A 24,741-nucleotide genomic window follows, 5' to 3' on the forward strand; every position below is an offset into this window, starting at 1 on the left:
GTTCTTATTTTTTCGATTGGTCGGCTGCATCCTGAACACGTTGAAGTGCTTCTTTTGGATCTTGACCCGTCGCGATGTTTTGAAGTTCCTTACCGAGGATATCGTTGAGTTTCGTATCACGGATTCCACGGCTTGCTACCGCTTTCGAAAGTGTTTCGTTTAACATCTTGTACGACTCTTTTTCACCTTCTGATGTGAAGGCCGCATCGGAGTCAATTTTGACATCCTTGATTCCCGGCGCCATTTCGAATTCACCCATGTAGACTTCTTGTCCTTCACCTTGACTCATGAAGGCGACGAATTCAGCTGCACCCTCTTGTTGCTTCGATTCTTTGTTGACGGCAAGCGCCATGTCGATGGAGGCGATGATCGGCTGTTCTGTTCCCCCGGCCAAGTTTGGAAGTGGTGTGAAGCCGAGTTCATCTTCAATTTTCCATTTTTCTTTTTTCTCTGCTGTCGTCATGGAGTGTGCTTCCCATGAACCGATGACCCACATGGCTGCTTTTTTATCGAAGAACTGGTTCATCCCGTCATTGTATGTCGCAAGACCAAGTGCTCCTTCTTGGAAGACTTTATCTTCGAACAGATCTTGCCAGACTTGCGCTGTCTTGACCATTTCGTCGTCCGTCCATTTCGCCTCACCCGACAAGACTTTTTGGATGTAACCCGGTGCGACCTGGTGGCTTAAGACATTGTAGACATCGATGTCGATCCAGGCATCTTTTGCGCCAAGCATCAACGGAATGACTTTATCGCCGGACGCTTTGATCTTTTTGACGGCGTCGACCGTTTCTTTGTAGTTTTTCGGTGGTGTCACACCGTATTTATCAAGCATCGTCTTGTTGTACATCAAGTACGCTTGACCGGTAAAGCCGATTGGAACCGCGTATTGTTTGCCGTCGATTGTCGTCTGCTCGATGCCGAGCTCGACGAACTTATCTTTCCAGCCTTTGCCGGCTGCTTTATCCATGTAAGAATCAACCGGTACGACACGGTCTTTGTATTGTTGAATCATTGGTTCTTTTAAGCCGATGATGTCTGGTCCCTTACCTGACAACATCGCGACTTGAAGTTGTTTTTCATAGTCTTCGCTGTAACGTTTGAATTCAACGACGTATTTGTCCTGCGATTTGTTGAACGCGTCAACGACTTCTTTCCCTGCTTCCGGCTGAGGTGCCCAGCCCCACCATGAAATGATTGTTTTTCCATCTTTTGTTGTCGCTTGTTTTTCGTCTTCGCCACCACAAGCAGCGAGAAGTGCCGACAATGTTAAAACTGAAGCGGCTGCGAGAACTTTTGATTTTTTGAATTTCATGTGAGTGATCCCCTTTGTATGTGTGAGTGGTCAAGCATGTTTTTTAAGCTGCTGTCCTTCGTCCCGTGCCTGTTGACACCAATGTTCAATGACATCGGTTCCGATCGGCATTCGTTGGAGTTGAATCAGAACACGTGCGATCAGCCGGAGACGGTACTCTAACGTATCGACTTCACCGGCGACGAATAAGTAAAACTCACCGCCGAGTGTCAAACAGCCGGCTGTACGCATTTGTTGCATCAACGCCCGTAATTCAATGTATCCGCTCTCATTTTTTCGAATATGAAGTTCCGAAGAACGAATCGTCAGCACCCCTTGTACAGACGACATCCGAAATTGAAAGACCCCATCCTGTCGTGGACGAACAAGAACGCCGTCTTGATTCGCAGTTCGCTCATCTCCCGGTTTCTGTTCCGTCATTTGTTCTGTTAAACGGTCCACATAAAAGCCACGGATTGCTCCGTAACGCCCGAAAGCTTCACGGTAGGAAACCCATAAATCTTCTGTTTCCATCTGCGCGACGCCTCCTTCTTTTGGTTCAGCTTCACCGGTCCCTGCCGGTCTGCATCCACCTCCACTGGTTGATGAAAACTTAGTAAATTAAATTTATTATCTAACTTTAAGAAAACTATAGCACAGATGATTTTATTTTGTAAACGGTTTCATAAAAATTTTTATTTTTTGAGTAAACAGCAAAAAAAGCTTGTCCGTTTCCGGTCCTCGACCAAAAACGAACAAGCCTTTTTTAAATCGTTTGAAAGATACTGTTGGTAGCCAAGGCCGCTGCACTGAGCGCTCCTTGTTTTTCACTCCACGGAACCATTTTGACATCGGTTTCACGTGAAGCCGTCGTCAATGCCGTATGCGCAACACGTTCCTTAATCTGATTGACGATGGATGGAGCCAATTCAAACATCGGACCGCCAAGCAGAATCCGCTTCGGATTCAACAAGTGAATCGTGTTCAGGACACCGATGCCGATGTATTCCCCTGCCCGGTGATACGCTGCTTTCGCATAGGGGTCTTCCTCTGTCAGGCGTTTCCGGAGTTCGGTCAACGTCTTGACTTGTGGATCAATCGCTTCGAAATCCCGTAACAATGCTTTTTCACCAGCGAGTGCTTCGAGACATCCCCGATTCCCGCACGAACAAATCGGACCGTCTAAATCGAGGCGCATATGACCAACTTCCCCGGTGATATGATTTTCACCGTCAATCAAATTCCCGTCGAGGACATAAGCGCCCCCGATTCCTTCTCCCGCGTACAGGTAGAAAAATTGATCGACCCCGACGCCTTCTCCGAACAACAATTCAAACGAAGCGAGTGCCCGGACGTCATTTTCGATGAATACCGGATACGCAAACCGTTCTTCCAAATGTTTTTTTAAGGCGACGTCATGCAGATGAAAACGTGGTGCAAACAGGATGACGCCGGTTTCCGGATTCACCATCCCGTGAACGGAAATTCCGATCCCGTGAATCGTTCCGACCTGATTCGTCGCCTGAATCAATTCATCACACAAACGAATGACGGCTTCAATCATGTCGTCATTTGTATCAAATTGACCAACTGCTTCCACTTCATGAATCGTATTCCCACTCAAATCAGCAATGACACCGATAAAACGGTGACTCGTCGCATCAATTCCGATGACATACTGTTCCGTTGCCACCAGTTCCAATAAAATCGGTTTTCGTCCACCGTTCGAGACGCCTAACTCACGTTCCGTCACCAACTGATCCGCAATCAGTTCTCCGACGATATTCGAAACGGTTGGTTTCGTCAATTTTGTCTGTTGTGCCAATTCCACGCGTGAAATCGGCTGATGCATCCGAATCAAACGTAATACGAGCGCACGGTTGTAGGATCGCATCCATTTCGAATTTCGTGGCATCTCTTTGACCATGTTCTCCCCGCATCCCTTCCATGCTGTCTCTTTTCTTATTCTCGCATATTTTGTAAGGGATTTCATTGTTCGGGCGGAGATTCTTGGAAACTGTCAGTTGCCTGTATAAAAATTACTGTCACGGCTTTTTGGATCACGCATTTTTAATTCGCATCATGCTTCATCATACGGCTGTTCAATGACTAAGACACGACTTCCGTCTGCATTTTCGGTCAGTTCCATTTCGATGATGGCTTCTCCGACCAACAGCACAATCGGTAATGCTGGATCGGTGTTCCGGAAAAAACCGACCCGTCCCTGATAAACATCCATATAGTCGGCAAATAAAAACGTTCCGTTGACATGCAGTTCATCTTGATTCGGATTAAATTCAAGGCGCGGCACGCCAAACCATGCCTCACCGTTCAAATACAGCAATGGCTTTTTCCCCATCACTTCACTCGATTCCCGCCGCATCTCGATTGCTCCTTCGGTGTCATAATACAACCGGTCTGTTCCTCTGGTTGCAATGACGATTGGATTCCCTTGATACAACACAATTTCTAAAATTTCATCCGCCTGTTCCACGTAGTAACCGGATGCGTCAGAGATCGCAAAACTAATCGTGTACAATTGCATCCACGATACGATATCTGCCACCTCAACCGGTTTTAAGAACAAAGCCGAAACGAGCCGGACCTCATTTTTTGTCATCGCTAAATTCACATAAATATCAGCCAGTTGAATCGTTCGGATCTCGTTTGACTGATACACCTCATCATAGTCGGGAACAAACATCGTTTCATAATAATCGTCCATTTCACGTAATTCAAGCGGCGGCATACGACGGTCAAAGTCGGCAATCTGGATGCGTTTCATGGGGAAGTGCCTCCTTTTCGTAAAGTTCATTTTGTCCTTTGTATTGAATTACCCAATATCTGGTTCCGTTGCACTCCCCTAAAACGAAAAAAATCACCCTGGACTCCAGGATGATCCGTCATTTCACAAAAAATTGATACAGCAGATATAAAGCAAAGCCAATCACTACAAGGACTGTGAAAATGTTAGTTGTTCCAAAAAACACACGATTGGCCGTTTCATTCCGATCTTCGGGCTTACGATCCATTACGAGAACTCCTTTGCTAAAATCCATTTTTTTCTATCTTATACCTAAGGAATTCTCGAATGTTCTGTTCAGCACCTGCTGTTTTAATTATTTTTTCGCACCATTTGCAAAAAAGACGAGTGTTTCTTCTTCGTCTGTCGTCAAGTCCCGTCCGACCAGCTCACGATACAGCCGGCGCATCTCGGATACATGTCCTTCTGCTTGTTTTGTCACTTCGATGATGTGGCGTAAGACGTGTACCTCTTGCTCAAACGTATCCTTTGGCATCGCTTCGCCGTGCGACCAGACGTAATAGTCAGCGTCGTACTCGGCGATAACATCCAGTAACCGGGTCGTCTGCTCCACCGTGTAGTTCCACTTGGCAGAAAAGATGTCGGCGTACATAGCGTCCCCTAAAAACAGAACACGGTCTTGCGGTACAAAGACGAGCGCGCTGCCCGGTGAATGGTCATTCTCGACCTGCCGTAACAGACACGTCACGCCTCCGAGATCGATTTCAAGCTCCCCTGTGAACCGAATCGTCGGCAAGACCAGCTCAATGTCGCGGGTCGCCCCAAATTCGAGTTTGATCGCATCGGCACAAAACGGAATTTCAATCCCCTGTTGGATCCGTTCCGCAAGCGCCTCGTCCGACCAGTCATAGTCGATCATCTTCCGCATCTCGTCGACGGTTCGGTTAGTCGCAATCGTCGGTACAGCCATCTGCTTCATACCGAAAACATGATCCCAGTGCCAATGGGTCAACGCCACCAAGTCCGGTTTTCCAAGACCTTGTTGTTCCATCTCGTCGACAAACAATGCCGCATGACGACTCGAATTACCGGCATCAATCACGAGGTTTCGTTCGTCACCGGTGATGACGGCGACGATCGGTCGATCCGTTTCACTGACCGGCGTCTGATACCAAATACGATCGGTTAATTGTTTAAACTGTTGCATCTTGATCGCCTCCTGTTTGTAGTATAACGAAAAAATCCATCCGGATGATGTCCGGATGGATCAGTTTCATTCCCTTACTTCTTATTTTGCTTTTGACGGAAGGGCCACCAGACACCTGGTCCAAACGATACCGTAATCGCCGGAATCAGGAGCGGCAAGACAATCAATCCGTACAAGAGAAGACCCGTGATGACGATTGTCGCAATCTGAACCAGACTGAGGACGCCGGAAGGCATCATCGCACCAAACGTTCCGGCAAGGATGATTGCCGCCGTAATGATAACCGAGCCCATCTTTTTCATCGAGAGGTACATCGCTTCTTTTGTATCCAATCCGTTGATCGTTTCTTCCCGGAACCGATCGAGCAGGAAGATCGAATAATCGATTCCTAAGGCAACGAGCATGACGAAGCCGAAGAATGGAACCGCCCAGCTGATGCCGTCATAACCAAGACCGTTGACGAAAATCAGTTCTGCAATCGAGACCGACGTATAGTACGTCAATAACAAGGAACCGATCATAAACAGCGGCATGATCAACGAACGGAACATGATCGCAAGAATGATGAACAAGCTGACGATCATGATGATGACGGTCCGTGTAAAGTCAGCTTTCGACGTATCGTTTAAATCACTGTTGATGCTTGAGATACCGCCATACGCTACTTCTGCTTGTTCGAGCGGCGTATCTTTTAACGTGCTGGCTGTCGTTTCTTTGATCGCAGCGACCGTTTCAATCGCTTCCGGTGAATACGGATCATCGTTTAAGATGACTTCGAATTTCAGACCGGTTTGATCATCGATCGTATATCGTTCAATGACCGGTTCAAAGTCTTTGCCCGACAAGGTATCTTTCGGAATGAACATCCCCGTGCCGCGAATCGTTTCGGATTCCCCCATCTCCTTGAGGAAATCGGCTGCCTCCGTCAATCCGTCTTCGATCTGACCGAGTCCTTCATTGGCAGAACCTACACCATCGGCAAGTTGCGTCAAACCGCTTCCGAGTTGACCGGCCTGTGCGCCCTGCGTTTCAATGCCGGTTGCCGCTTGCGCGATACCGGTTTGAATTTGTGTCAATTGACCGGATAACGCCGTCAATGTTCCGACGGTTTGTGGAATGTTTTCAGCTGATTGTAAGCCTTGACCGACAAGTGTCAGCTGTTGGTTGATTTGACCGAGACCGGTTGCTGCTTGTTGCAACTGTGCTGCCCCGGCTGCTGCTTGATCGCCGGCTGGAATCTGACCGCTGATGGCTTGCAAGTTGTCTTCAACTGTCTGCAGACCTTGCCCGACTTCGCCGAGTCCATCTTTGGCATCGGTCAGACCATCGGCGACTTGCTTCAGTTGTTGATCGACATATAAGTCTTCGATGACGTCACCAGTTGGACGTGAAATCGAACGAACGGCTTTAACTCCGTCCAGTTTGACGAGTTCACGGCTCAATTGTTCTGCATACGGAACAGTTTCTTCCGTCACGATATTCTGGTCATCTTTTAAAATGACATTGACCGGTAACGATTCGCCGGCACCAAAGCCGTCCGAAATCGCATTTAAGCCTTTGACCGTCTCATACTTTTCCCCGATCTCATCGACCGTGTTGAAGGACAGATCATCATCGTACGTAAACAAGGTCGGAATCGTGACGATGGCAACAATCGCCATCGCAAGCAACGGACGACGAATCGATAATCCACCGTACCGGGCCCATAAGCGGCTGTCTTTGTGACTTGCCGCATTTTTCGACGGCCAGAACAATTTCTCTTTTAAGGTCGCCATGAAGAACGGGACAAGTGTAAAGAGCACAAGTAACAAGACGGCGATTCCGACCGCAACGGCGACGGAAGATTTAAAGATCGGGAAATCGGCAAAACCGATGGCCGAGAAACCGACGAGAACAGCGAGTCCACTGATCAACAATGTCCGACCTGCCGTTTTATACGTGTTGACGATTGCCGTCTCGACGTCATGACCGGCAGTCAACTCTTCTTTGTAGCGGCTGAGAAGCAGGATACAATAATCCGTCCCGATCCCGAAGAGAATCGCCACGAGGAAGATTTGGGTAAAGTTCGAAACCGGGAACCCAAACCAATCGACGAAAAAGGCGACGAATGATTGGCTCATCAAGTAAGTCACACCAACGGCGAATAACGGAACGAACGGTGTGACGATCGAGCGGAAGACAATCAACAACAGACCGAAAATCAGTCCGACAGTGATCAATTCCGTTCGTTTTAACCCTTCCTGTGAACTCGTGTTGACGTCCGCATTGATGAGCGACTCACCCGTCAGGTAAATCGTCCGGTCGTCCGGTAACAGGTCGCTCCGGATGTCTTCAGCGAGTGCTGTGATTTCTTCTTGTGAACCGTCGACCGTAATCGGTACGAGGACGGTTTTTTTATCTTCTGAAATCAACTGGCCTTCTGTTTCCTTGCTTTCGAACGGGTTCAAGACACCCGTCACCGGCTCGTCCAGTTGTTCGAGATCTTTCACGATTTGACCAATTTCCGTCCGGTCTTCTTTCGTGACCGCTTCTTTTAACGGAATGACCAGTGAAATGGTTTCCTCGCTTGCGCCGGCTGCCTTTAAGATTTCAGCTGCCCGCTGTGAATCATTATCGCTCGCGAGCTGAATAGCCCCTGCGTCTTCTGCTTGTTTCGATAAATTTGGTGCTGCTAAAAATAATCCGACTGTCGCAAGCAACAAGACGATTACGATCGGCCAACGCCATTTGACGATTTGTCGCATTCCCGTTCCACCTCTTCTGTCTCTATTTTTTCTGAATCAATCTTCAATCTTCAAAATCGCTTTGACTTTCCGGAACGTTTCGATGAATTGTTTGATTTCCTCATCATCCACTTTTCCGTCGATCAATTGTTCCAGGTAACTGTAAATCGCTTGATTCGAAGCTTCCACGATGTCGCGTCCTGCTTCAGTCAAGACGATGCGTTTCGTTCGATGATCGTCTTCCGCACGTTCGACCTCGACCAACCCGTGTTCATTCAATTTTTTTAAGCGGTTTGAGATTGCACTTTTATGCACACCTTGCATGACTGCAATCCGACCGGACGCGACCGGACCATATTTATCCACCAACTTCAACAAGTGAAGTTGTTCCGGCGAATAGAGCCGCCAGACCGGTGAATCGACGGATTTCAGCACACGTTCGGTTCCGTGAATCATCACCTCTTCAAACAAAAGAACGGCTTCCCGCAGATTGTCTTTCATTTTTAGTTTACCCCCTAAACTTATACAAGTAGTTTAGCCCCTAAACCAGATAGCGTCAACTCCAAACTGTCACAAAATATCCTGACAGACAATTCCAATCTTCGTTATGATGAAAGAGCATACATCATACCTAAAGGGGGACTGACACATGACCGCATTATTTTGGATTGCATTAGTGATTTGTGTACTTGGACTTATTTTTACAGTGATGGTCGGACAAAGTCGGAACGAAGAAACGTACAGCAACAGCCAAACAGCGAAAAATATGTCCTGGATGTACTTGGTATTGTTGCCCGTCATTTTGATTATTTTAGGCGTCTTCTATTATTTATTGACGTAAGTCGAAGGACTGAACAAAAAAAGCTGCCTCGATTAACCATCGAAGCAGCTTTTTGGCACTTATTTGAGTGTTTTCGGGCGAACGATATAGATGTCACATTTGGCGTAACGGGAGATGTTTTCAGACACACTGCCGATCATGATCCGCTCCATCGCATTCATCCCGACGGCACCACAAACGATCAGTCCCGCTCCGACACGCGGAGCGATGACTTTCGGAATCAATGTCTTCGGTGAACCGTTCTCAATGACGAGTTCGACTTCACCAACCCCTGCTTCTGTCGCCCGTTTTTCATACTTGTCGAGGAGCTGTTGTGCATACTCGGTCACGTTTTGATCGATGAATCGTTGGTTGGCACGAACGTTGGCAAAGGTTTGGATATCAATGACATGTGCGATGACGAGCTTTGCTTGATCAAGTTTTGCGAACTGGACGGCTTTTTCGAAAGCCAAGTCTGCCGTCTTTGATCCATCGACTGCGACTAAAATTGTATGATAGTGACTCTCCATCGTTGTTCACCCTTTCCACTCAGGCACGTTTACAACATCCGGTCGTTTTCATTCTCAAGTGCCCGGTTCTCATGATCAAGCTTCCGCTCCGCCTCAATGCCTTCCGGTTCACTCTCTAAAATACTCTTCGGTTCAGGTGCCGGACGTTTCGCGCCTTCTTCGTCCGCGAGCAGGACATAGGCGCCACTTTTAACGCTCGCCACATGCTTGTCGACTTCTCCGTCCGCTAAGCCCAGCGAGTCAAAGGCGGCTCGCGTTTCCTCGCTCGTTACCGGTTTTCCGGTAAATCGTTCAAACAATGTCCGTTTGCCGGCAACGAGTTGGGCGGCAGATTGCCCCCGTAACATTGCCATATCGGTTTTATCCTGCAGGACAACATATAAATCCTCTTCTAAATAGCCTGCAAAATGTAAGTCTTCAATCTGGCGAATTAAATCCGTCTCATTTTCGTACGTACCGATCAACTGCTTTTTCCCCATTGTTCATTTCCCCCTTTTATACTTCTATAAGGGATATACCCCAAAAAACCAAAAGCAACGTCATCAACTGCTGTTTTCTTAGGAAACCGGTCTTTTTTCTTCCGCAAACAATTTTTCCCGTTTCCGAAAGACGACAATCACGGCTACAGTTACAATGATGACACTGAAGATTGTGATGCCCTGTTGAAAGTCGGTCAATCGTTCGTTAAAGAACAGACCGATGTAATACCAAATCATGACGAGTCCGAACACCCAATCAGTATGAACGAAAATAAAGAATGCGGCTCCCAGTGCAAACAGGATCAGCATCACCGTGACCCATTCCGACGTCGTCAGTCCAAAAAGATCGTCAAATCGAAAGTCCCGTAAAATCCGGAACGGCAGAATTAAAATCTGAATACTCGACCAGGCGAGAAACACTGAAAACGGTGAGCGCATCCAGGGGGAACGGTTCGGATGATGTTGAATTTTCATATAAATGATGCATAAGGCAATAAAAGAAATCGTCGTCAAAACAAGTTCCCATGGCGGTCCGATGATGCTGCTGGCACCATAGCCGATCATCGTCAGCATGAACCAGCCGCTCATATCAAAAATCAATGTCCGGTCGGCCGGATAAGCCTGGACCGGTCGAATACACCAAATCAATAACGTCGTATAGACGACACCGAAAATCGCATCGATGAACGGTGCCGGCATGATCGCGAGACGTTCGCCCACCGGTGCCTCATACCAGACGACACGAGCCAAAAGAACAAATAAGAAACTGATCAGGTTCAACAAGCGAAGTGCGGTTAACGGTTGCATGACTGGACACCTCCTCAGGTATTTAATTCCCGCCTGTCGAACGGTGGAAACAAGGAAAATGTCGTTTCGACAAAAGCGTTTCCGTGAATATAGGACTACAAAGGAGCGATGTCGTATGGAACCCTTCATTAAACCCTTTCAATACAATTTCATCCGGAGCCAAGTCGATTTGTTGACGCAACAATTGACGACGGTCCATGATCCGGACGTGTTGGATGCCGTCATCTACAGTGCCGCTCAAAAGATTTTTGATCTAATCCCGGTTCTGACGTCAGAGCAAGAAGAATTGCTAATGCTCGTGCGAAATGTACACTCGGAAGCGGATTTAATCCGGTATATCGAGAAGATCCAACCGTTTGTTGCGTCTTTCCCGTCCATTACGGAGTCCCAGCTCCAGCAACTGTTTCGAAAGACAAAAAAATTGCGGAATCCGCCGCTTCATTCCTTCGATTTTCTTAAAACGACCTATTTAAGCTGGAATGATACCGGTAATAAAAAGAAGTTTTTTGTCTATCCGTTGCAAGGAGAATGGGTCGGCGTTGAAGGTCATTATGTTCCAACAATCAAAAAAGGCATCTGTACGGTCTGTCATCAGTACAGCGATGTCACCCTGGTCTTCTGCCCGCACGAACCAATCGGCGGATCACTACCGGGCTGTCGGCAACTACATTTGTATCGACAGTGACCATTGTAATGAGCAAGTGACGGATCCCACGTCTCTTGAAAAATTATTAGCTAAAATGAAGTAACAACAAAAAAAAAGGAGCGGACCGAGTTGAATCGGCGCTCCTCTTTTGATGGATCAGACTTCCACATGAAACTGATTTTTCCCACGGCGTTTTGCTTCATACATCGCGACATCTGCTTGCTCAATCAAGGCTGTCCGCGACGTGGCGTGGGTCGGATAAATCGCACCGCCGATGCTAGCGGTCATGAAGACCGGTGTCTCCTGGAGAATGAACGGCCGCTCGAACAAGTCAATCAACTGTTGACCGCATGCTTCGATCTCCGACTCCTCTTTTACATCAAATAATAACACCACAAATTCATCCCCACCTTGGCGTGAGATGACCGTGTTATGCGGTAATCGTTTTTCAAGGCGGCTCGCAATATCGATGATCAGTTGGTCTCCGACATGGTGTCCGTACGTATCGTTCACTTGTTTAAAATGATCGATATCAATGAAATATAACCCGACGAACCGTTGGTGAATTTCCGCCCGCCGCAACTCTTCCTTAAACAACCGGGCAAACAAGTAACGGTTCGGTAAATTCGTCAGGGCATCGTGGTAGGCCATGTGTTCCATCTCCTCGAGCGCCTGTTCGAGAGCAGCCGTCCGCTCCTCGACCTTTGCCTCGAGATTTTCACGCAGCCGTTGATTATCCATCACAATCCGCACCTGTCTTGAAATCAACAGCGGAACCGCAATCATCAGACCAATCGTCAACCCATTCCAACTGACCGCCTGTCGTGCCATTGTCACGAATAAAATCAACAAAAAGATATACGGTGTCACGAGGCGAATGCCCTCTAAAATCTGCCGATCAATTTTTAAGCCGATAGGCCGTTCGTCTGCATCAAATAAGATCGCCGCCCCGCCAATCAACAACACCGTCGCTATCCAAAGGGGATCGAGCCACATGACCGAGATCGGAAAATCGGTTCGATACAAAGCGACATATAATACATCGGCAATCAGTTGCAGATGGAATCCAGCTAAAATCATCAGAAGTGGAACGCTGTTGCCTCGCTTCATGATGCCAAAAAACAAGATGATCATTCCGCCGAGTAACAACAAATCTCCAAGGGGATAACGGAGCAACAGTAGCGTCTCAAAACTGAGAAATTCTGCTCGCTCCAAGTAAGGGCTGACAAGATAATGCCAGGAAATCGCGCCCGTTACGATCAGGATGATCAACTCATCAAATAAAAAGAACCGCAGATTGACCTGTGAACGACGACTGATTAAAAAATAACAAAACGCCAGCAAATAAAAAACGATTTGCAAGCTGAAGACTAAATCAATACCGTCAAAAGGTCCTGAACGTTCCAGACTGCGCCTTTCCGCAATCAGTTGTGCCGTTTCACCAATGGCTAACGATACATTTCCGAACAACAACAACAAAAACAGACGTTGGGTAAAGGGGCGAGTCGGATGACGGCGCACCGCAATCACTAACAAGACCGTCGAGACGACAGAACCCAGAATCATAAACAAGCTGTTGCCGATTTTTGAAAGTTCCGAAGACGTGCCGATGATTCCTAACCATAACGTATGAGACAAGACCCATCCGCCAATGATTGCATAGATTAGTTTATACATCGTTCACGCCCTTCCCTATTTTTGTCTAGTTCGTTTGTCCTATATGATTATCGGCAAATCTTTCTGTTTTTTAACCATCTTTTCATTATATTTAAATATTCTTAACGTGTCCTGTTTTTTTGCTCTGAAGTGGGTCAATCGATTTCTCCAGAATCAGACAACAAAAACAAGCACCACCGGTGAAGCGAGGCGGTGCTTGTTTTGACTTCAGACATTCTCGGTGACGTGTAGCGGCAACTGAACGGTAAACGTACTGCCCTGTCCTTCGATCGACTCGACATGAATCACCCCGTCATGTTCCTTGACGATTTCCTTACAGATCGATAGACCAAGACCTGTCCCGCCAATCCGTCGGGTATCCGAATTGTCGACCCGGTAAAACTTATCAAACAGTTGTGCGAATGCATAATGCGGAATACCGATGCCGTGATCCGTAATCCGAATCGTCGCATTGTCTTCATCGGTACCGACACTCACTTCAATCAATCCACCGTCTGGTGAATACTTGATGGCGTTATTCACCAAGTTGTTCAGTAATTGTTTAATACGCGCTTCATCCCCAATGATGGTCGGATGTTCCGTACCTAACATTTGGACACGAATGTCATGTTGTCCATTCGACACATCATATAATCCAGCGACCTGCTGGACAATCGTACATAAATCAAGATGCGCCATTTGGTACAGTTGTCCTCCGGACTGCATCCGCTGAACGTCCAAGAAATCTGTCACCAAATTAGACAACCGTTCCGTTTCCGTATGAATCGTCGCTAAATACTTCCGTTGCTTCATCGTATCAATTTCACGATTCAACATCAGCTCCGTAAATCCATAAATGGATGATAACGGTGTGCGCAATTCATGCGACACGGTTGAGACCAGTTCAGTTTTTAATCGATCGGCCTCTGTTTCCCGGGTAATGTCCCGGATGACCAGGATGACACCTTTCCAGCCCCCCTCAATATCAATCCGCTCGGCATAGACTTCTAAATGGGCCGTATTGTTTCGAACATCAAATTGAACTTTATCCGGAGAGACATCTCCTGCCCGAATCAAGGCTAAATAATCATTAAAACGATCGACATCATCGACGATATTACGCATCACTTCAATCACATAACTGCCGGATGATAATGTCCGGTCTTTTGTGAACTCTGACTGAAGTTCCGGTACCAGTTCAAACAAGGGACGGTTCACATACAATTCATCGTTTCCATCTTCCAGATAAATGATGGCTTCTCGAATCGAATCAAGAACTTGTTCCGTTTTTTGTTTCTCTTGTTTCATCTCGTCATAAGAACGTGTCCGAAGCAATGATAACGTCATCTGTTGCGAAAACTCACGCATATCGGCTAATTGTTGCGCTTTATACGTTGACTGGTAACGGACCATGTAAACCGCTGCCATTAACTGCTTCGTCGATGGATCGTAAATTGGCAGTGCGACTTCATGGGTACTGAAGCTGTATGGAACATCATCCGTCCGGGAAACCCGTTTCTCTGACTGAATCACTTGATTCGTCAGCATCATCCGATTGAGGACAGAGGTTTCATCTGCTAACAATGCCTCAATCTGCTGAAGCTTCATTCCGTTTGTCGTAGCTCCAATGTACTGTCCATCTTCATATAACAATAAGGCACCGTACTCAGACGACGTGATTTCTAGCATCTTCCGCACGATCGCCGGATACGATTCGACAGTTTCACGGACCGCCAATGCTTCTGTCAACTCGCTTCGCATTTTCAGCTTTTCTTCGTTCTGCTTCGTCGTTTGGTATGCTTCTTCTAATTCTTCCTGCTGTGCCTGCAGTTCTTCCTGTTGCGCAAGCAATTCTTCACTTTGCGCCTGTAATTCTTCGTTTTTTCCTTGCATCGCTTCTGTATGGGAGCTCGTTGTCACTGCCATCTGGTTAAAGGATGACCGGAGCATTCCGATTTCGTCCGTCCGTTGCTCCGTTAAGTCCATTTCAATCGGTTCGTTCCGTGACAACTTTTGATTGTCATCAATCAGACGCAAAAGCTGCTTCGTCATACGTCGGATAAACGGATGCACGAACAATAAGATAAACCCGACCAACACTAAGATGCTCGAAATCCAAATCCACTGTGTTTTTGCGACTTCGCTTCGCAGATTCGTGACGGCGTTTTCCTGTTGCATCTGTAAATTGTCACGATAATCCTCAAGTGCCACCGATGCCCGTTCAATGTCCGGTGCAATATCAATCGATCCGTCTGCCGAGGGTTTCAACTGTCCCTGTTCGACAAGCCGCTTGGCAACCGGTAATGAAAATAAGCTGTCGCCTTGCAAAAAGTCTTCGTTGATTGAATTGTCTTTTTTTCCGTTGACGTACGATTGGGTGACCGGGAAAAGGGCACCGTAATATAGGTCATACAAGTTCGTCATCTGTGCAGCAAACTCTTCTTCTTCATCCGTCTTGGCTTTACGGGAAAACCAATCGGTCTCACTCTTGATTTCGGTCCGTAAATCTTCGACTTCATTAAACCGGTCTTGATCTCCAAATATGACGAATCCCCGAAGCCCAAATTGAACGGTCTGCCAGTTGTCCCACAGCGTATCCGCCCGTCGGTTTTGCTCGCTGATCATCTCCAGATTGTTACGCGATGACTCGATCCTGCCCTCCATATAATCGTAGACAAAAAACGAGGTGACTGAAACCAATACGAGTACGGTATAAAAGACTGCCAACAACTGTCTTCCGATCCGCCTCCGAATCCATTTGATCATGAAATATCCTCCTCATCATTCGCTTCGAATGATGCTTTTTTGAAATGAATCTAATCACTTAAAAGTATCATAATTTTTAAAAAAATACTTTAAAAATAAGATATATGGTAAAAAAAACAAGCCTTTTCCGTTTTACCCGGAAAAGGCTTGTTTGAAGACTTATTTTTTAGCTTTTTTGACGACGACTACCGTGCTCGTACTTTTTTGTTTAAAGCTGTTTTCAACATAAACCGAAAGCTTGGCTCCTGCTTTTTGTTTGGCAATCTTGACTGTGAACGTCCCTTTTGATGTGACCGTTCCTTTACCGATTACTTTTTTCTTTTCGTTTTGAACATAGACACGGGCTTTTTTCTCACCTGTCCCGGTTACTTTCGTTTGACCGGCTGTAACCGATTTAACTTTTGGTGCTGCCGGAGGAGCAACAACGGTAATCACTGTCGCTTTACTCGAACGGTTCGCAATGTCTTTCACGGTGACCGCAAGACGGGCATTCGCTGCTTGTTTTTTGACCTTCACTGCGAACTTCCCTTTGCTGTCGATGGTTGCTGTACCAACGACTTTGTTTTTGGCATCTGTGATTGTGATTTTACCTTTGGCAATCGCTGTTCCTGTTACGGTTGTCGCACCGGCGAGGACACGATTGACTTTCGGAGCAGCTGGTGCTTTTCCTGGTAACACTTCCGTCCGTTCTGACGTGACATCAGAACCGTTGGCATAACGGATCGTCAAGACGGTTTCTTTCTCCTGACGGGGAATCGTCACGCTGTATTTACCGGCTTTTGCAGTTGTTTTCGCTAATCGTTTAGATGTGTCTTTTGTATCCGTCAACTTCTTCGTCGACCAGACTTCTACTGTCGTACCTGATTTGACTTGTCCGCTGACAACCAGTTGGTTGTCATAGACCGGGTTTACTTTTCCTTTGAGGTTTAACTGGGCAATCGCACGCGTGATGTTGACTTTTCCGTATCCGGATACCGGACTGACATATGCCGGGAATTCCGGTGTGCTGTCCTTTTCATATCCAGGCGGGTACTCATCTTCCATCTCTTCGTCTTCATCGTACCAATCATTCGGATTTTCGAAAGCGAGTGGTTCTGCGCTCGTCCGTAAGATTGCTTCGATTTGTTTCGGCGTCAACTTCGAATCAAGTGACGCGAGAATTCCAGCAACTGCTGCGACGTGCGGTGATGCCATGCTTGTTCCGTCCATGTAGACCGTGTTACCGTCCGGAACGAGACTCGCAATTTTTGAACCCGGTGCAACGACATCCAGTCCAATGCCATAGTTCGAGTAGTCCGCGACCATGCCGAGCGGGTTTGTTGCGCCGACAGAAATCGCGTATTCCGAGCTGGCTGGGAAACCGACTGACATATCATATTCGTTCCCTGATGCTGCAACGACGGTCACGCCGTGATCAGCTGCGTATTTCATCATATAAGCCATCGTCCGGCTTTCACCGCCGCCAAGACTCATGTTAATGATTTTGGCACCATGATCAACCGCGTATTTGATTCCGAGTGCAATCGCATCGGTTTCTCCTTCACCGTTGGCATTCAAGACTTTGATCGGAAGGATCTTCGCTGACTGGTGAATTCCGCGAATACCGTAATCATTTTCAAGAGCTGCTGCGATGACACCCGAGACGTGTGTCCCGTGACCGTGGTCATCTAAGGCATTTCCGTTGCCGTTAACATCAACATAGTTCTTTTCCTGGGCAATATCGACTTTCCCTTGGAAGTCTTTCAGACGGTAATCCACCCCGGTGTCGATGACTGCAATCGTGACGGGTGCTAATGTTTTACCCGCACGGTACTTCTCGAATTGCTCAAAGCCGATTCCGGCGTTCGGGAACTGTTCGACATTTGATTTTTGATTGAGTGACCATTGGTAGTCGTAGTTGATGTCCCCTGTTGCGCGGTATGTCTGAACTTCCTCGACATACTCAACCGCACTTGATTTCTTCAACGATTGTTTGAGGACGGCTGCCGACTGGTTTTTGACCGTCGGATCTTCCGTGACAATGACAAACTCACCTGTTTTACCAAGCGATAACTTTTCAACATCCGGTGCTTGTGCTCCGGCGATTTTCATCGTCCGTTGCGTGTGACCCGGTTTTAACTTCACGATGAAACGTGTCTTAGCTTCTGATTTCACTTTAATGCCAAATGGTTTGAACGCTTCACTCAAGTCGGAACCACCAATCGTTTCGATTCCCGCAGTTTTTGCGACTTGATTGATTTCAGTTGCGATGACTTCCGGAGAAGCATCACGTGTCAGGGCATGCAAACGATTGATTGCCGTCTGATCCGTTTTGGTTAATGTATAAGCCGTTCCGTTGACAAGAGCTGTCATGGCCGGTTTTAACGTTTTTAAATCTTCATACGTTTGTGTCCGCTTGTCTTTATTGAAGAGAAGTGTTTTGACGACGTATGGAGAGACTTTGTAGTACAACGAGGTTAAGTCGCGTCCTTGTTCCGACTGGCTCAACACTTGTTTTTGAATCGCGTGCATCAACGCAAGCAACGGCTTCTCGTCCGTTGTTTGTTTGAGGGCTTCTTCCGCCATACAGCTCATATCGTCGCTGATTGGCTCATATTCGACTGGCAGCTTGACATTGTTGTATGTCAATTTGACGTGTGCCGCTTTTGGTGTTTTGCCTTCTTCGATTTCTGGATAATAGTCGACTTTGACGTAATATGGACCATCCCAGGCATACGGGACAGCGATTTTTGTTGCGTCTTTGTCGCTTGGTTCTGCGTATCCGCGGTAACGATCAAACGTTTCGTCCTTTGACGCCATTTCTTGACTTGGGTAAGCCGTCACTTCAATCGGCTGATCCGTATCAAGCGACAATTCAAAGTGGCTTGCTGTTTTTTCAACACCCGCTTGATGCTCGACCTTATACCAATATGTATTTTTTTCTGCCGTTCCGGTTTCGAGCACAGTTTCTTGCCCAGCGTTTAATAAGACAGCTTCCGATAATGCGCTTGCTGCCGCGGTCTTCGTAGCTGACGGTCCGATTCCAAGTGACAGAATCAAACAGCTCAGCATGAGCCAAATGGTTACCTTTTTCACAACGTTCCTCCTCAAGATATAATCCTACATTGTTTATAGTATAAACAATATTTGGATAAAATGGATAGCTATTTTTTAGGCGAATCACCTTACAGTTTCGAAAGAAAAGACACCTTCCACAAAAGTGAAAAGTGTCTGTTTCGCTGTTATTTAAATTCAGAAAGATATTGTTCGTACCCTTCTTGTTTCAACTCTTCTTTCGGAATGAATCGCAAAGCTGCCGAGTTCATACAGTACCGTAACCCTGTCGGTTCGGGACCGTCCGTAAAGACATGTCCAAGATGGGCATTCCCGTGACGGCTTCTGACTTCCATCCGCTTCATCCCAAGCGCAAAGTCACTTTTTTCAATGATGTTCCCGGGTTCAAGAGGTCGCGTGAAGCTGGGCCATCCGGTTTTCGAATCGTATTTATCCTTCGAAGAGAATAACGCTTCACCGGAAATCAGATCGACATAAATCCCGTCCGCCTTCAAATCATGGTACGGATTATCAAATGCCGGTTCTGTCCCGTCTTCTTGGGTGACTTTGTACTGAATATCCGTCAATTTCGCTTTGATCTGTTCGTCCGTTAACTTCGTATACTTGGGTAAATCAAGTTTTGGTTGATCATTCCAGTATTGGTTAATGAAGTCATCACGTCCGGACGCAGCGCGGTAGAACTTGTATTTCTTTTCGCTTTTCAAGTAATAATCTTGATGGTAGTCTTCCGCCTCATAAAACGGACCGGCTTCAATCAACGGCGTGACGATTTTTTCATCAAAGATGCCGCTGGCTGCCAAATCCTTCTTCGATTGTTCCGCAATCTGTTTTTGCTCGGCGTTCGTATAGAAAATTGCCGTCGTATAAGATTGCCCCTGGTCGACGAACTGACCGTTCGGATCAGTCGGATCCACTTGACGCCAGTAAACATCCAGAAGTTGTTTGTACGAGATGACCGATGGATCAAACGTGATCAGGACCGCTTCCCGGTGACCGGTTGTCTCCGCCGATACTTGGTTATAGGTCGGATTTTCAACATCTCCACCGGTATAACCGGAAATGACTGATTTCACACCTTTTAACTCTTCAAACGGCGGTTCCATACACCAGAAACATCCTCCGGCGAGAATCGCCGTTTCTTCTTTTGTATACGACAACTCTTTGCTTCCGCTCGATTTTGCCTGTTGCTGTTGGAAAACAAAGTAGCCGCCAATCATGATCGCAATCAATGCTACGACCGAAAGAATCGTCAACATCCGTTTCTTCATCTCCCTCCGCCTCCTTTTTTAAGCTTACGTCGTTCACCCGCGGGCAGATGTCTTTTTTCTAATGTACCTTGATTTCCCACAGTTTGTCGCCCGGTCCGCCTTCATTTGGCACATTCAAAAAACGATTCATCTTATTCAGACAGGGAATAAGATAAAAGAATTCAAAAAACCAGGAGGGGTATTTATGTTTGACTACACCGTCAACTCCAATCATTCGACAGAGGACACCATTACACGACTCAAAACAGAACTTGCCGAGATTTCATTCGGCGTCTTATGGGAGTTTGATTTAGCCAAGAAATTCAAAGAAAAAGAGTTACCGTTTGACGACCAGTACCATATCCTTGAAGTCTGTAACCCGAAAGAAGCCCATCGTGTCTTATCTACTCGACGGCGGGCCGGCTACTTCTTACCGTGTAAGCTCGCTGTTTATACGGAAGATGGACAAACGAAAATCGGCATGCCGCGCCCGACCTCACTGATCGGTTTGGTCGAAGACGACGAGCTGAAGCAAGTCGCACTCGATGTTGAACGACAACTTGTTGACGTTATCGAAAAAAGCCGATTGTAACTTCATCAGAAAAACGATGCTCTGCTGACGTACAAGCAAAGCATCGTTTTGTTTGTTCTTTTACAAAATATCAATCCAAATTTTGATCGCTGTCGCTAAAATCAAGACCGCCAAAATGATTTGCAAAATCTTCGTGTTCATCTTTTTTCCGGCAAGCGCGCCGAGCGGTGCCGCAATCAGACTGGCGACGACCATGATGGCCGCTGGACCCCAATCGACCTGTCCTGTCGTAATCTTCCCGACCGTTGCACCAATCGACGAAATAAAGGTAATGGCAAGAGACGAAGCAATCGTCATTCGGGTCGGGATCTTTAGAATGACTAGCATGATTGGAACGAGTAAAAAGGCTCCGGCCGCACCGACGATTCCCGCTCCCACTCCGACGATAAACGCAGCACTTGCCGCAATCCCTTTATTGAAGCGAACTTGATCAAGCGGGATATCATCGATGCCTTTTCGCGGAATGAACATCATCACGGCTGCAGTCAGTGCCAACACGCCGTAGACAAGATTGATTGTATCTTCCGCGAGAACGTTTGAGCCATAAGCGCCGATGAAGCTCCCAATCAGAATTGCTCCGCCCATATACAGAATCAGCGACTTATTTAAGAAACCGCCTTTTCGATAGGCCCAAACGCCGCCAATCGTCGCAAAAAAGACTTGAATCGCGCTGATTCCCGCAACTTCATGCGCAGAAAAAGCAGCAAATCCGAGCAGTGGTGGAATGTAGAGTAGCATTGGATATTTGATGATCGAGCCGCCAATTCCGACCATGCCCGAGATGTATGACCCAACAAACCCAATTAAAAAAATTGTGATGATAAAACCGAGTTCCATTTGATTCACTCCTTTAAAAAAAGAGGACTGTCGCCAGCCCTCCTTCAACTTGAATTACCCTTTTTGGATCCAGAATTTTAAGACGCTTGCCTCTTCCTCATGTTTCACAAGTTCGTGGCCACCTGATTTTGCCCAGGCTTGTAAATCGTTTTTTGCCCCTTTGTCCGTTGCATGGACTTCAAGGATTTGACCGGATTCGAGTCCGGAAATGGCTTTTTTTGTTTTGACGATCGGCATTGGGCAGGCAAGCCCTTTGGCGTCGAGTACGAGTTCTGATTTCATGATTGTGATTCCTCCTGAAGTAAGTGGTTTTCTAATTTAACGAACGGCGCAACGGTTAGGTCCGACTTCCATCTCGCGTTGTGCTTCGAGATCAGGCGTCTGTTTCCCCATGTTGGTTTCGCGAATTTCTTGATAGGCATTTGGCTGCGGTGGCAGATTTTCGGTCACCATCTTCCGGAATGTTTCTTCATCTTCGATGTTCAAGCCGTGATTGTTTGCGAGTAAAATGTCGAGTTTTTCTGCGACACTGCCGTCTTCATTTAACTCTTCAATCAGCATGAAATGGGCCGGTAAGACGACAAGGTCTTTCGCAAGTTCGCGGTACGTCTTGTAAAGCGACTCCCGCAGATCGCCGACCCAATCTTCTGCCAGACCGGCTAAATCCGGACGACCAATCGAATCGATGAATAAGATATCACCCGTTAAGAGGTATCGCTCGTCGACAATAAACGACGTGGAACCGATTGTATGTCCCGGGGAATACAGTGCCCGGACATCGATTTTTGTATCGCCTACTTGAACGCGGCTTCCGTCTTCGAGTGCTGCATAATCAAATGTGACATCTGTCGCGTCTTTTGGCGGCAACCAGTAAGTTGCTCCCGTTTTTTCCGCAATCTCACGCCCACCGGAAATGTGATCGGCGTGAAGGTGTGTATCAAAGACGTGCGTGATGGTCAGTTGACGTTCGTTAGCATAATCGAGATAAACATCTGTCATCCGCGCGGCATCCACGAGGACGGCTTCGCCTTCTGAGATGATCATGTACGATAAGCAGCCTTTCCCGATTCGGACGAATTGAACGACTTCCCCTTGATCGGCTCCGGTTTCATTTAATGATCCAAGTGAAATCGGCTCCAAGTGTTCACTCCAGGCTTTCATGCCTCCTGAAAGATACGAGACGGTCCGTCCTGCTTCTTCCAATAAATCCGCTACAAAAATCGACGACCCTTCTTTTGCACAGACGACTAGAACAGGTTGGTCCGTCGGCAGTTGCTCTAAAATATCTTCGACACCGTCGAGTAAATCGAAATACGGAACATTGAGATACGAAAACTGTTCGCCTTCAATTTTCCAGTCTTGAAATGCCTCTTCATTTCGGACATCCAAGATAAACATTTTTTCACGGTGAATGATTTTTTGCGTGACTTCTTTTGTTGTCATTGCGTGTGCCATCTGATTGATTCCTCCTGCTCATAATTTACGGATTAAACGGTTTGATGCGTGTCATACTTCCAGTCACTCATGCCGGGGATCACGTTTTGAACGTTGAATCCTTTTGCATCAAGCTGTTGGCAGGCTAAATCACTCCGACTGCCTGTCCGACAGACGACATAAATCGTTTTCGCTGTGTCGAGTTCTCCGATTCGTGTCTCCAGTTCTCCGAGCGGAATGTTGACGGCATTCGGGATATGGGAAAACGCATATTCAGCCGTTTCCCGGACGTCCAAGATGAGCGTATCCGGATTGTTGCGAACCGTTTCAACAGTTTCGTTCGTAACAACCGATTTAAATGCCGGTGCTTCTTGCTCGTCACCGGAAGATTTACGGACGTAATGCCGTAAGACATCTCCTTCTTCGATCGTTCCAAGATATTGATTCCCGGTACTGTTCGCCCAAGCACGGAGATCGGCTGTTGATCCTTTGTCAGTTGCCTGTACTTCCACGACTTGACCTGATTCCAGCGTCTTCATCGTCTTTTTTGTCCGGACGATTGGCATCGGGCACGCTAAGCCACGTGCATCGAGTACGATATCTGTTTTGATTGTCTGCAAAAGTATTCGCTCCTTTTTACCTATAGGGGTATATTTAACATTAAATTTTTTAGTTGGTTTTACCTTCATATGCCATCATGCCGCCATCCATGTTGATGACATCAAATCCTTGCCCTTCGAGATATGTTGCGGCACGACCACTTCTTGCGCCAGAACGGCAGACCATGACATATTGTTTTTTCTTATCGAGTTCGTTCATTTTAAATTCGACGAGACCAAGTGGAATATGAATCGCTTCCGGAATCTTGCCTTCTTTGACTTCATCCACTTCGCGGACATCGATGATGTTGAGTTGTTCCCCGTTTTCAAGCTTTTCCTGTACTTCTTTTGCTGTAAATCGTTTCATCTGTCATTCCTCCTCCTAGTGTTAACGCCAAGCGTTCATTCCGCCTGACACTTCTGTAACCTGAGCATAACCCGCCTTTTTTAATTGTTTGACCGCCTGTTTACTGCGCATGCCGCTCTGACAGATTACGATGACTTCTTTGTCTTTCGGAATCTTGTCGAGTTGTGACGGCAATACTTGAAGCGGAATGTTTTTAAAGCCTTTAATGTGATTGCCTTTGAATTCACCCGGTGTCCGGACGTCCAAATAAAATCGGTTGCGGTCGCCTAACTTCTGTTTTAATTCGGACGTCGACCATTTGTTGACACCTTTAGTTGGCGCAAACATCCGATAAGCTAGAAATGCAACGATGATTAGAAATACGATGGTCAAGATATCCATTTGTATCATCCCTCCTCGAGATTAGATGAACAGGTTGACGTTTCCGTCTTCGGCATCGGCAAGATATGCAGCGACACCGGCATATTCGATCCCGTCATGCAATTCTTCTTGTTTTAGTCCGAGCAGATCCATCGTCATCGTACACGCGACGAGTTTTACGTCTTGTTCTTTTGCCAGTTCAATTAAATCAGGAAGTGGCATCGCATTGTGTTTTTTCATGACGTTTTTAATCATCTTCTGACCGGCACCACCAAAGTTCATTTTCGAGAGCGGCATCTTGTCTGCTCCGCGCGGCATGAATTTCCCGAACATTTTTTCAAGCAACGTTTTATCGGGCTGAATCGGTTCGTCCTTGCGCATCGCGTTTAATCCCCAGAACGTATGGAAAATCGTCACTTCATGGTCGTAAGCCGCTGCACCGTTGGCAATGATATATGCTGCCATGACCTTATCGTAATCTCCGCTGAACAATACAATCGTTGTTTTTTTAATTTCTGACATCTGAATAATTCCTCCGCTCAATTTACCCTAATGGGTA

24 protein-coding genes are annotated in these 24,741 nt (G+C 46.8%); 3 read left to right on the forward strand and 21 right to left on the reverse strand.

Annotated elements, in window-relative coordinates; genetic code table 11:
• Window positions 1-4: 4 nt before the first annotated feature.
• From P397_RS0115105 to P397_RS0115145, 7 genes are all read right to left on the reverse strand, one after another.
• The gene (locus P397_RS0115105) at window positions 5-1,315 is read right to left on the reverse strand and encodes an ABC transporter substrate-binding protein (RefSeq protein WP_026834045.1); all 1,311 of its coding nucleotides are present in this window, start codon (window positions 1,313-1,315) and stop codon (window positions 5-7) included.
• 30 nt (window positions 1,316-1,345) lie between these two features.
• Entirely contained in the window at window positions 1,346-1,828 is a 483-nt protein-coding gene (locus tag P397_RS0115110) for a hypothetical protein (RefSeq protein ID WP_026834046.1), read from the reverse strand.
• 232 nt (window positions 1,829-2,060) lie between these two features.
• Window positions 2,061-3,221, reverse strand: a complete 1,161-nt coding sequence (locus P397_RS0115115; RefSeq protein ID WP_028107047.1) for an ROK family transcriptional regulator — start codon at window positions 3,219-3,221, stop codon at window positions 2,061-2,063.
• Between the two features lie 153 nt (window positions 3,222-3,374).
• Window positions 3,375-4,079 carry a hypothetical protein gene (locus tag P397_RS0115120; protein WP_026834048.1) on the reverse strand — a complete coding sequence of 235 codons (705 nt, stop codon included), beginning with the start codon at window positions 4,077-4,079 and terminating at the stop codon, window positions 3,375-3,377.
• Window positions 4,080-4,413: 334 nt separating this feature from the next.
• Complete coding sequence (locus P397_RS0115130; protein ID WP_028107048.1) at window positions 4,414-5,265, reverse strand: MBL fold metallo-hydrolase; 852 nt, start codon at window positions 5,263-5,265, stop codon at window positions 4,414-4,416.
• A gap of 74 nt (window positions 5,266-5,339) precedes the next feature.
• The gene (locus P397_RS0115140; RefSeq protein WP_028107049.1) at window positions 5,340-8,009 is read right to left on the reverse strand and encodes an MMPL family transporter; all 2,670 of its coding nucleotides are present in this window, start codon (window positions 8,007-8,009) and stop codon (window positions 5,340-5,342) included.
• 36 nt (window positions 8,010-8,045) lie between these two features.
• Window positions 8,046-8,489, reverse strand: coding sequence for a MarR family winged helix-turn-helix transcriptional regulator (locus P397_RS0115145; protein WP_026834051.1), 444 nt, complete (start codon window positions 8,487-8,489; stop codon window positions 8,046-8,048).
• Window positions 8,490-8,637: 148 nt separating this feature from the next.
• On the opposite strand from P397_RS0115145, the gene P397_RS0115150 reads away from it, so the two are divergent.
• Entirely contained in the window at window positions 8,638-8,829 is a 192-nt protein-coding gene (locus P397_RS0115150) for a hypothetical protein (RefSeq protein WP_026834052.1), read from the forward strand.
• 59 nt (window positions 8,830-8,888) lie between these two features.
• On the opposite strand, the gene P397_RS0115155 is transcribed toward P397_RS0115150, so the two are convergent.
• From P397_RS0115155 to P397_RS0115165, 3 genes are all read right to left on the reverse strand, one after another.
• Window positions 8,889-9,338, reverse strand: a complete 450-nt coding sequence (locus P397_RS0115155) for a universal stress protein (protein WP_026834053.1) — start codon at window positions 9,336-9,338, stop codon at window positions 8,889-8,891.
• Window positions 9,339-9,367: 29 nt separating this feature from the next.
• Entirely contained in the window at window positions 9,368-9,817 is a 450-nt protein-coding gene (locus P397_RS0115160; protein WP_026834054.1) for a general stress protein, read from the reverse strand.
• A 78-nt stretch (window positions 9,818-9,895) separates the two neighbouring features.
• Window positions 9,896-10,624 (reverse strand): hypothetical protein, encoded by a 729-nt coding sequence (locus P397_RS0115165; protein WP_028107050.1) that lies wholly within the window; start codon window positions 10,622-10,624, stop codon window positions 9,896-9,898.
• 115 nt (window positions 10,625-10,739) lie between these two features.
• On the opposite strand from P397_RS0115165, the gene P397_RS17445 reads away from it, so the two are divergent.
• Window positions 10,740-11,309, forward strand: coding sequence for a FusB/FusC family EF-G-binding protein (locus tag P397_RS17445; RefSeq protein ID WP_051524057.1), 570 nt, complete (start codon window positions 10,740-10,742; stop codon window positions 11,307-11,309).
• Between the two features lie 117 nt (window positions 11,310-11,426).
• Here P397_RS17445 and P397_RS0115175 read toward each other — a convergent pair whose 3' ends face one another.
• The 4 genes from P397_RS0115175 to msrB form a co-directional block, all read right to left on the reverse strand.
• Complete coding sequence (locus tag P397_RS0115175) at window positions 11,427-12,947, reverse strand: GGDEF domain-containing protein (protein ID WP_081777000.1); 1,521 nt, start codon at window positions 12,945-12,947, stop codon at window positions 11,427-11,429.
• A 207-nt stretch (window positions 12,948-13,154) separates the two neighbouring features.
• A complete protein-coding gene (locus tag P397_RS0115180) occupies window positions 13,155-15,692 on the reverse strand; it encodes a HAMP domain-containing sensor histidine kinase (protein ID WP_028107052.1) in 2,538 nt (845 codons plus the stop codon).
• A gap of 159 nt (window positions 15,693-15,851) precedes the next feature.
• Window positions 15,852-18,767 (reverse strand): S8 family peptidase, encoded by a 2,916-nt coding sequence (locus tag P397_RS0115185; RefSeq protein WP_028107053.1) that lies wholly within the window; start codon window positions 18,765-18,767, stop codon window positions 15,852-15,854.
• A gap of 146 nt (window positions 18,768-18,913) precedes the next feature.
• The gene (gene msrB / locus P397_RS0115190) at window positions 18,914-20,014 is read right to left on the reverse strand and encodes a peptide-methionine (R)-S-oxide reductase MsrB (RefSeq protein ID WP_026834060.1); all 1,101 of its coding nucleotides are present in this window, start codon (window positions 20,012-20,014) and stop codon (window positions 18,914-18,916) included.
• Between the two features lie 184 nt (window positions 20,015-20,198).
• Here msrB and P397_RS0115195 point away from each other — a divergent pair, with 184 nt between their 5' ends.
• The gene (locus P397_RS0115195; protein ID WP_028107054.1) at window positions 20,199-20,585 is read left to right on the forward strand and encodes a DUF302 domain-containing protein; all 387 of its coding nucleotides are present in this window, start codon (window positions 20,199-20,201) and stop codon (window positions 20,583-20,585) included.
• 60 nt (window positions 20,586-20,645) lie between these two features.
• Here the strand turns inward: P397_RS0115195 and P397_RS0115200 are convergent, their stop codons facing one another.
• Genes P397_RS0115200 through P397_RS0115230 form a run of 7 tightly spaced genes read right to left on the reverse strand, consistent with a single transcriptional unit; the run spans window position 20,646 to window position 24,704 of the window.
• Complete coding sequence (locus P397_RS0115200) at window positions 20,646-21,422, reverse strand: sulfite exporter TauE/SafE family protein (protein ID WP_026834062.1); 777 nt, start codon at window positions 21,420-21,422, stop codon at window positions 20,646-20,648.
• A 54-nt stretch (window positions 21,423-21,476) separates the two neighbouring features.
• Window positions 21,477-21,704, reverse strand: coding sequence for a sulfurtransferase TusA family protein (locus P397_RS0115205; protein WP_026834063.1), 228 nt, complete (start codon window positions 21,702-21,704; stop codon window positions 21,477-21,479).
• Between the two features lie 36 nt (window positions 21,705-21,740).
• Window positions 21,741-22,877, reverse strand: coding sequence for an MBL fold metallo-hydrolase (locus P397_RS0115210; RefSeq protein WP_028107055.1), 1,137 nt, complete (start codon window positions 22,875-22,877; stop codon window positions 21,741-21,743).
• 32 nt (window positions 22,878-22,909) lie between these two features.
• A complete protein-coding gene (locus P397_RS0115215; protein ID WP_028107056.1) occupies window positions 22,910-23,476 on the reverse strand; it encodes a sulfurtransferase TusA family protein in 567 nt (188 codons plus the stop codon).
• A 49-nt stretch (window positions 23,477-23,525) separates the two neighbouring features.
• Window positions 23,526-23,822 carry a rhodanese-like domain-containing protein gene (locus P397_RS0115220; RefSeq protein ID WP_028107057.1) on the reverse strand — a complete coding sequence of 99 codons (297 nt, stop codon included), beginning with the start codon at window positions 23,820-23,822 and terminating at the stop codon, window positions 23,526-23,528.
• Between the two features lie 21 nt (window positions 23,823-23,843).
• The gene (locus P397_RS0115225; protein WP_028107058.1) at window positions 23,844-24,203 is read right to left on the reverse strand and encodes a rhodanese-like domain-containing protein; all 360 of its coding nucleotides are present in this window, start codon (window positions 24,201-24,203) and stop codon (window positions 23,844-23,846) included.
• A gap of 21 nt (window positions 24,204-24,224) precedes the next feature.
• The gene (locus P397_RS0115230; protein ID WP_014969361.1) at window positions 24,225-24,704 is read right to left on the reverse strand and encodes a DsrE/DsrF/DrsH-like family protein; all 480 of its coding nucleotides are present in this window, start codon (window positions 24,702-24,704) and stop codon (window positions 24,225-24,227) included.
• Between the last annotated feature and the right edge of the window lie 37 nt (window positions 24,705-24,741).

The organism is Exiguobacterium undae DSM 14481, from assembly GCF_000620805.1.
GTDB lineage: Bacteria > Bacillota > Bacilli > Exiguobacteriales > Exiguobacteriaceae > Exiguobacterium_A > Exiguobacterium_A undae.

Excerpts from the sequence above, each read along its gene's own strand:
- P397_RS0115105 (WP_026834045.1), bottom strand. The coding sequence starts at position 1,315 with ATGAAATTCAAAAAATCAAAAGTTCTCGCAGCCGCTTCAGTTTTAACA.
- P397_RS0115110 (WP_026834046.1), bottom strand. The coding sequence starts at position 1,828 with ATGGAAACAGAAGATTTATGGGTTTCCTACCGTGAAGCTTTCGGGCGT.
- P397_RS0115115 (WP_028107047.1), bottom strand. The coding sequence starts at position 3,221 with ATGGTCAAAGAGATGCCACGAAATTCGAAATGGATGCGATCCTACAAC.
- P397_RS0115120 (WP_026834048.1), bottom strand. The coding sequence starts at position 4,079 with ATGAAACGCATCCAGATTGCCGACTTTGACCGTCGTATGCCGCCGCTT.
- P397_RS0115130 (WP_028107048.1), bottom strand. The coding sequence starts at position 5,265 with ATGCAACAGTTTAAACAATTAACCGATCGTATTTGGTATCAGACGCCG.
- P397_RS0115140 (WP_028107049.1), bottom strand. The coding sequence starts at position 8,009 with ATGCGACAAATCGTCAAATGGCGTTGGCCGATCGTAATCGTCTTGTTG.
- P397_RS0115145 (WP_026834051.1), bottom strand. The coding sequence starts at position 8,489 with ATGAAAGACAATCTGCGGGAAGCCGTTCTTTTGTTTGAAGAGGTGATG.
- P397_RS0115150 (WP_026834052.1), top strand. The coding sequence starts at position 8,638 with ATGACCGCATTATTTTGGATTGCATTAGTGATTTGTGTACTTGGACTT.
- P397_RS0115155 (WP_026834053.1), bottom strand. The coding sequence starts at position 9,338 with ATGGAGAGTCACTATCATACAATTTTAGTCGCAGTCGATGGATCAAAG.
- P397_RS0115160 (WP_026834054.1), bottom strand. The coding sequence starts at position 9,817 with ATGGGGAAAAAGCAGTTGATCGGTACGTACGAAAATGAGACGGATTTA.
- P397_RS0115165 (WP_028107050.1), bottom strand. The coding sequence starts at position 10,624 with ATGCAACCGTTAACCGCACTTCGCTTGTTGAACCTGATCAGTTTCTTA.
- P397_RS17445 (WP_051524057.1), top strand. The coding sequence starts at position 10,740 with ATGGAACCCTTCATTAAACCCTTTCAATACAATTTCATCCGGAGCCAA.
- P397_RS0115175 (WP_081777000.1), bottom strand. The coding sequence starts at position 12,947 with ATGTATAAACTAATCTATGCAATCATTGGCGGATGGGTCTTGTCTCAT.
- P397_RS0115180 (WP_028107052.1), bottom strand. The coding sequence starts at position 15,692 with ATGATCAAATGGATTCGGAGGCGGATCGGAAGACAGTTGTTGGCAGTC.
- msrB (WP_026834060.1), bottom strand. The coding sequence starts at position 20,014 with ATGAAGAAACGGATGTTGACGATTCTTTCGGTCGTAGCATTGATTGCG.
- P397_RS0115195 (WP_028107054.1), top strand. The coding sequence starts at position 20,199 with ATGTTTGACTACACCGTCAACTCCAATCATTCGACAGAGGACACCATT.
- P397_RS0115200 (WP_026834062.1), bottom strand. The coding sequence starts at position 21,422 with ATGGAACTCGGTTTTATCATCACAATTTTTTTAATTGGGTTTGTTGGG.
- P397_RS0115205 (WP_026834063.1), bottom strand. The coding sequence starts at position 21,704 with ATGAAATCAGAACTCGTACTCGACGCCAAAGGGCTTGCCTGCCCAATG.
- P397_RS0115210 (WP_028107055.1), bottom strand. The coding sequence starts at position 22,877 with ATGGCACACGCAATGACAACAAAAGAAGTCACGCAAAAAATCATTCAC.
- P397_RS0115220 (WP_028107057.1), bottom strand. The coding sequence starts at position 23,822 with ATGAAACGATTTACAGCAAAAGAAGTACAGGAAAAGCTTGAAAACGGG.
- P397_RS0115225 (WP_028107058.1), bottom strand. The coding sequence starts at position 24,203 with ATGGATATCTTGACCATCGTATTTCTAATCATCGTTGCATTTCTAGCT.
- P397_RS0115230 (WP_014969361.1), bottom strand. The coding sequence starts at position 24,704 with ATGTCAGAAATTAAAAAAACAACGATTGTATTGTTCAGCGGAGATTAC.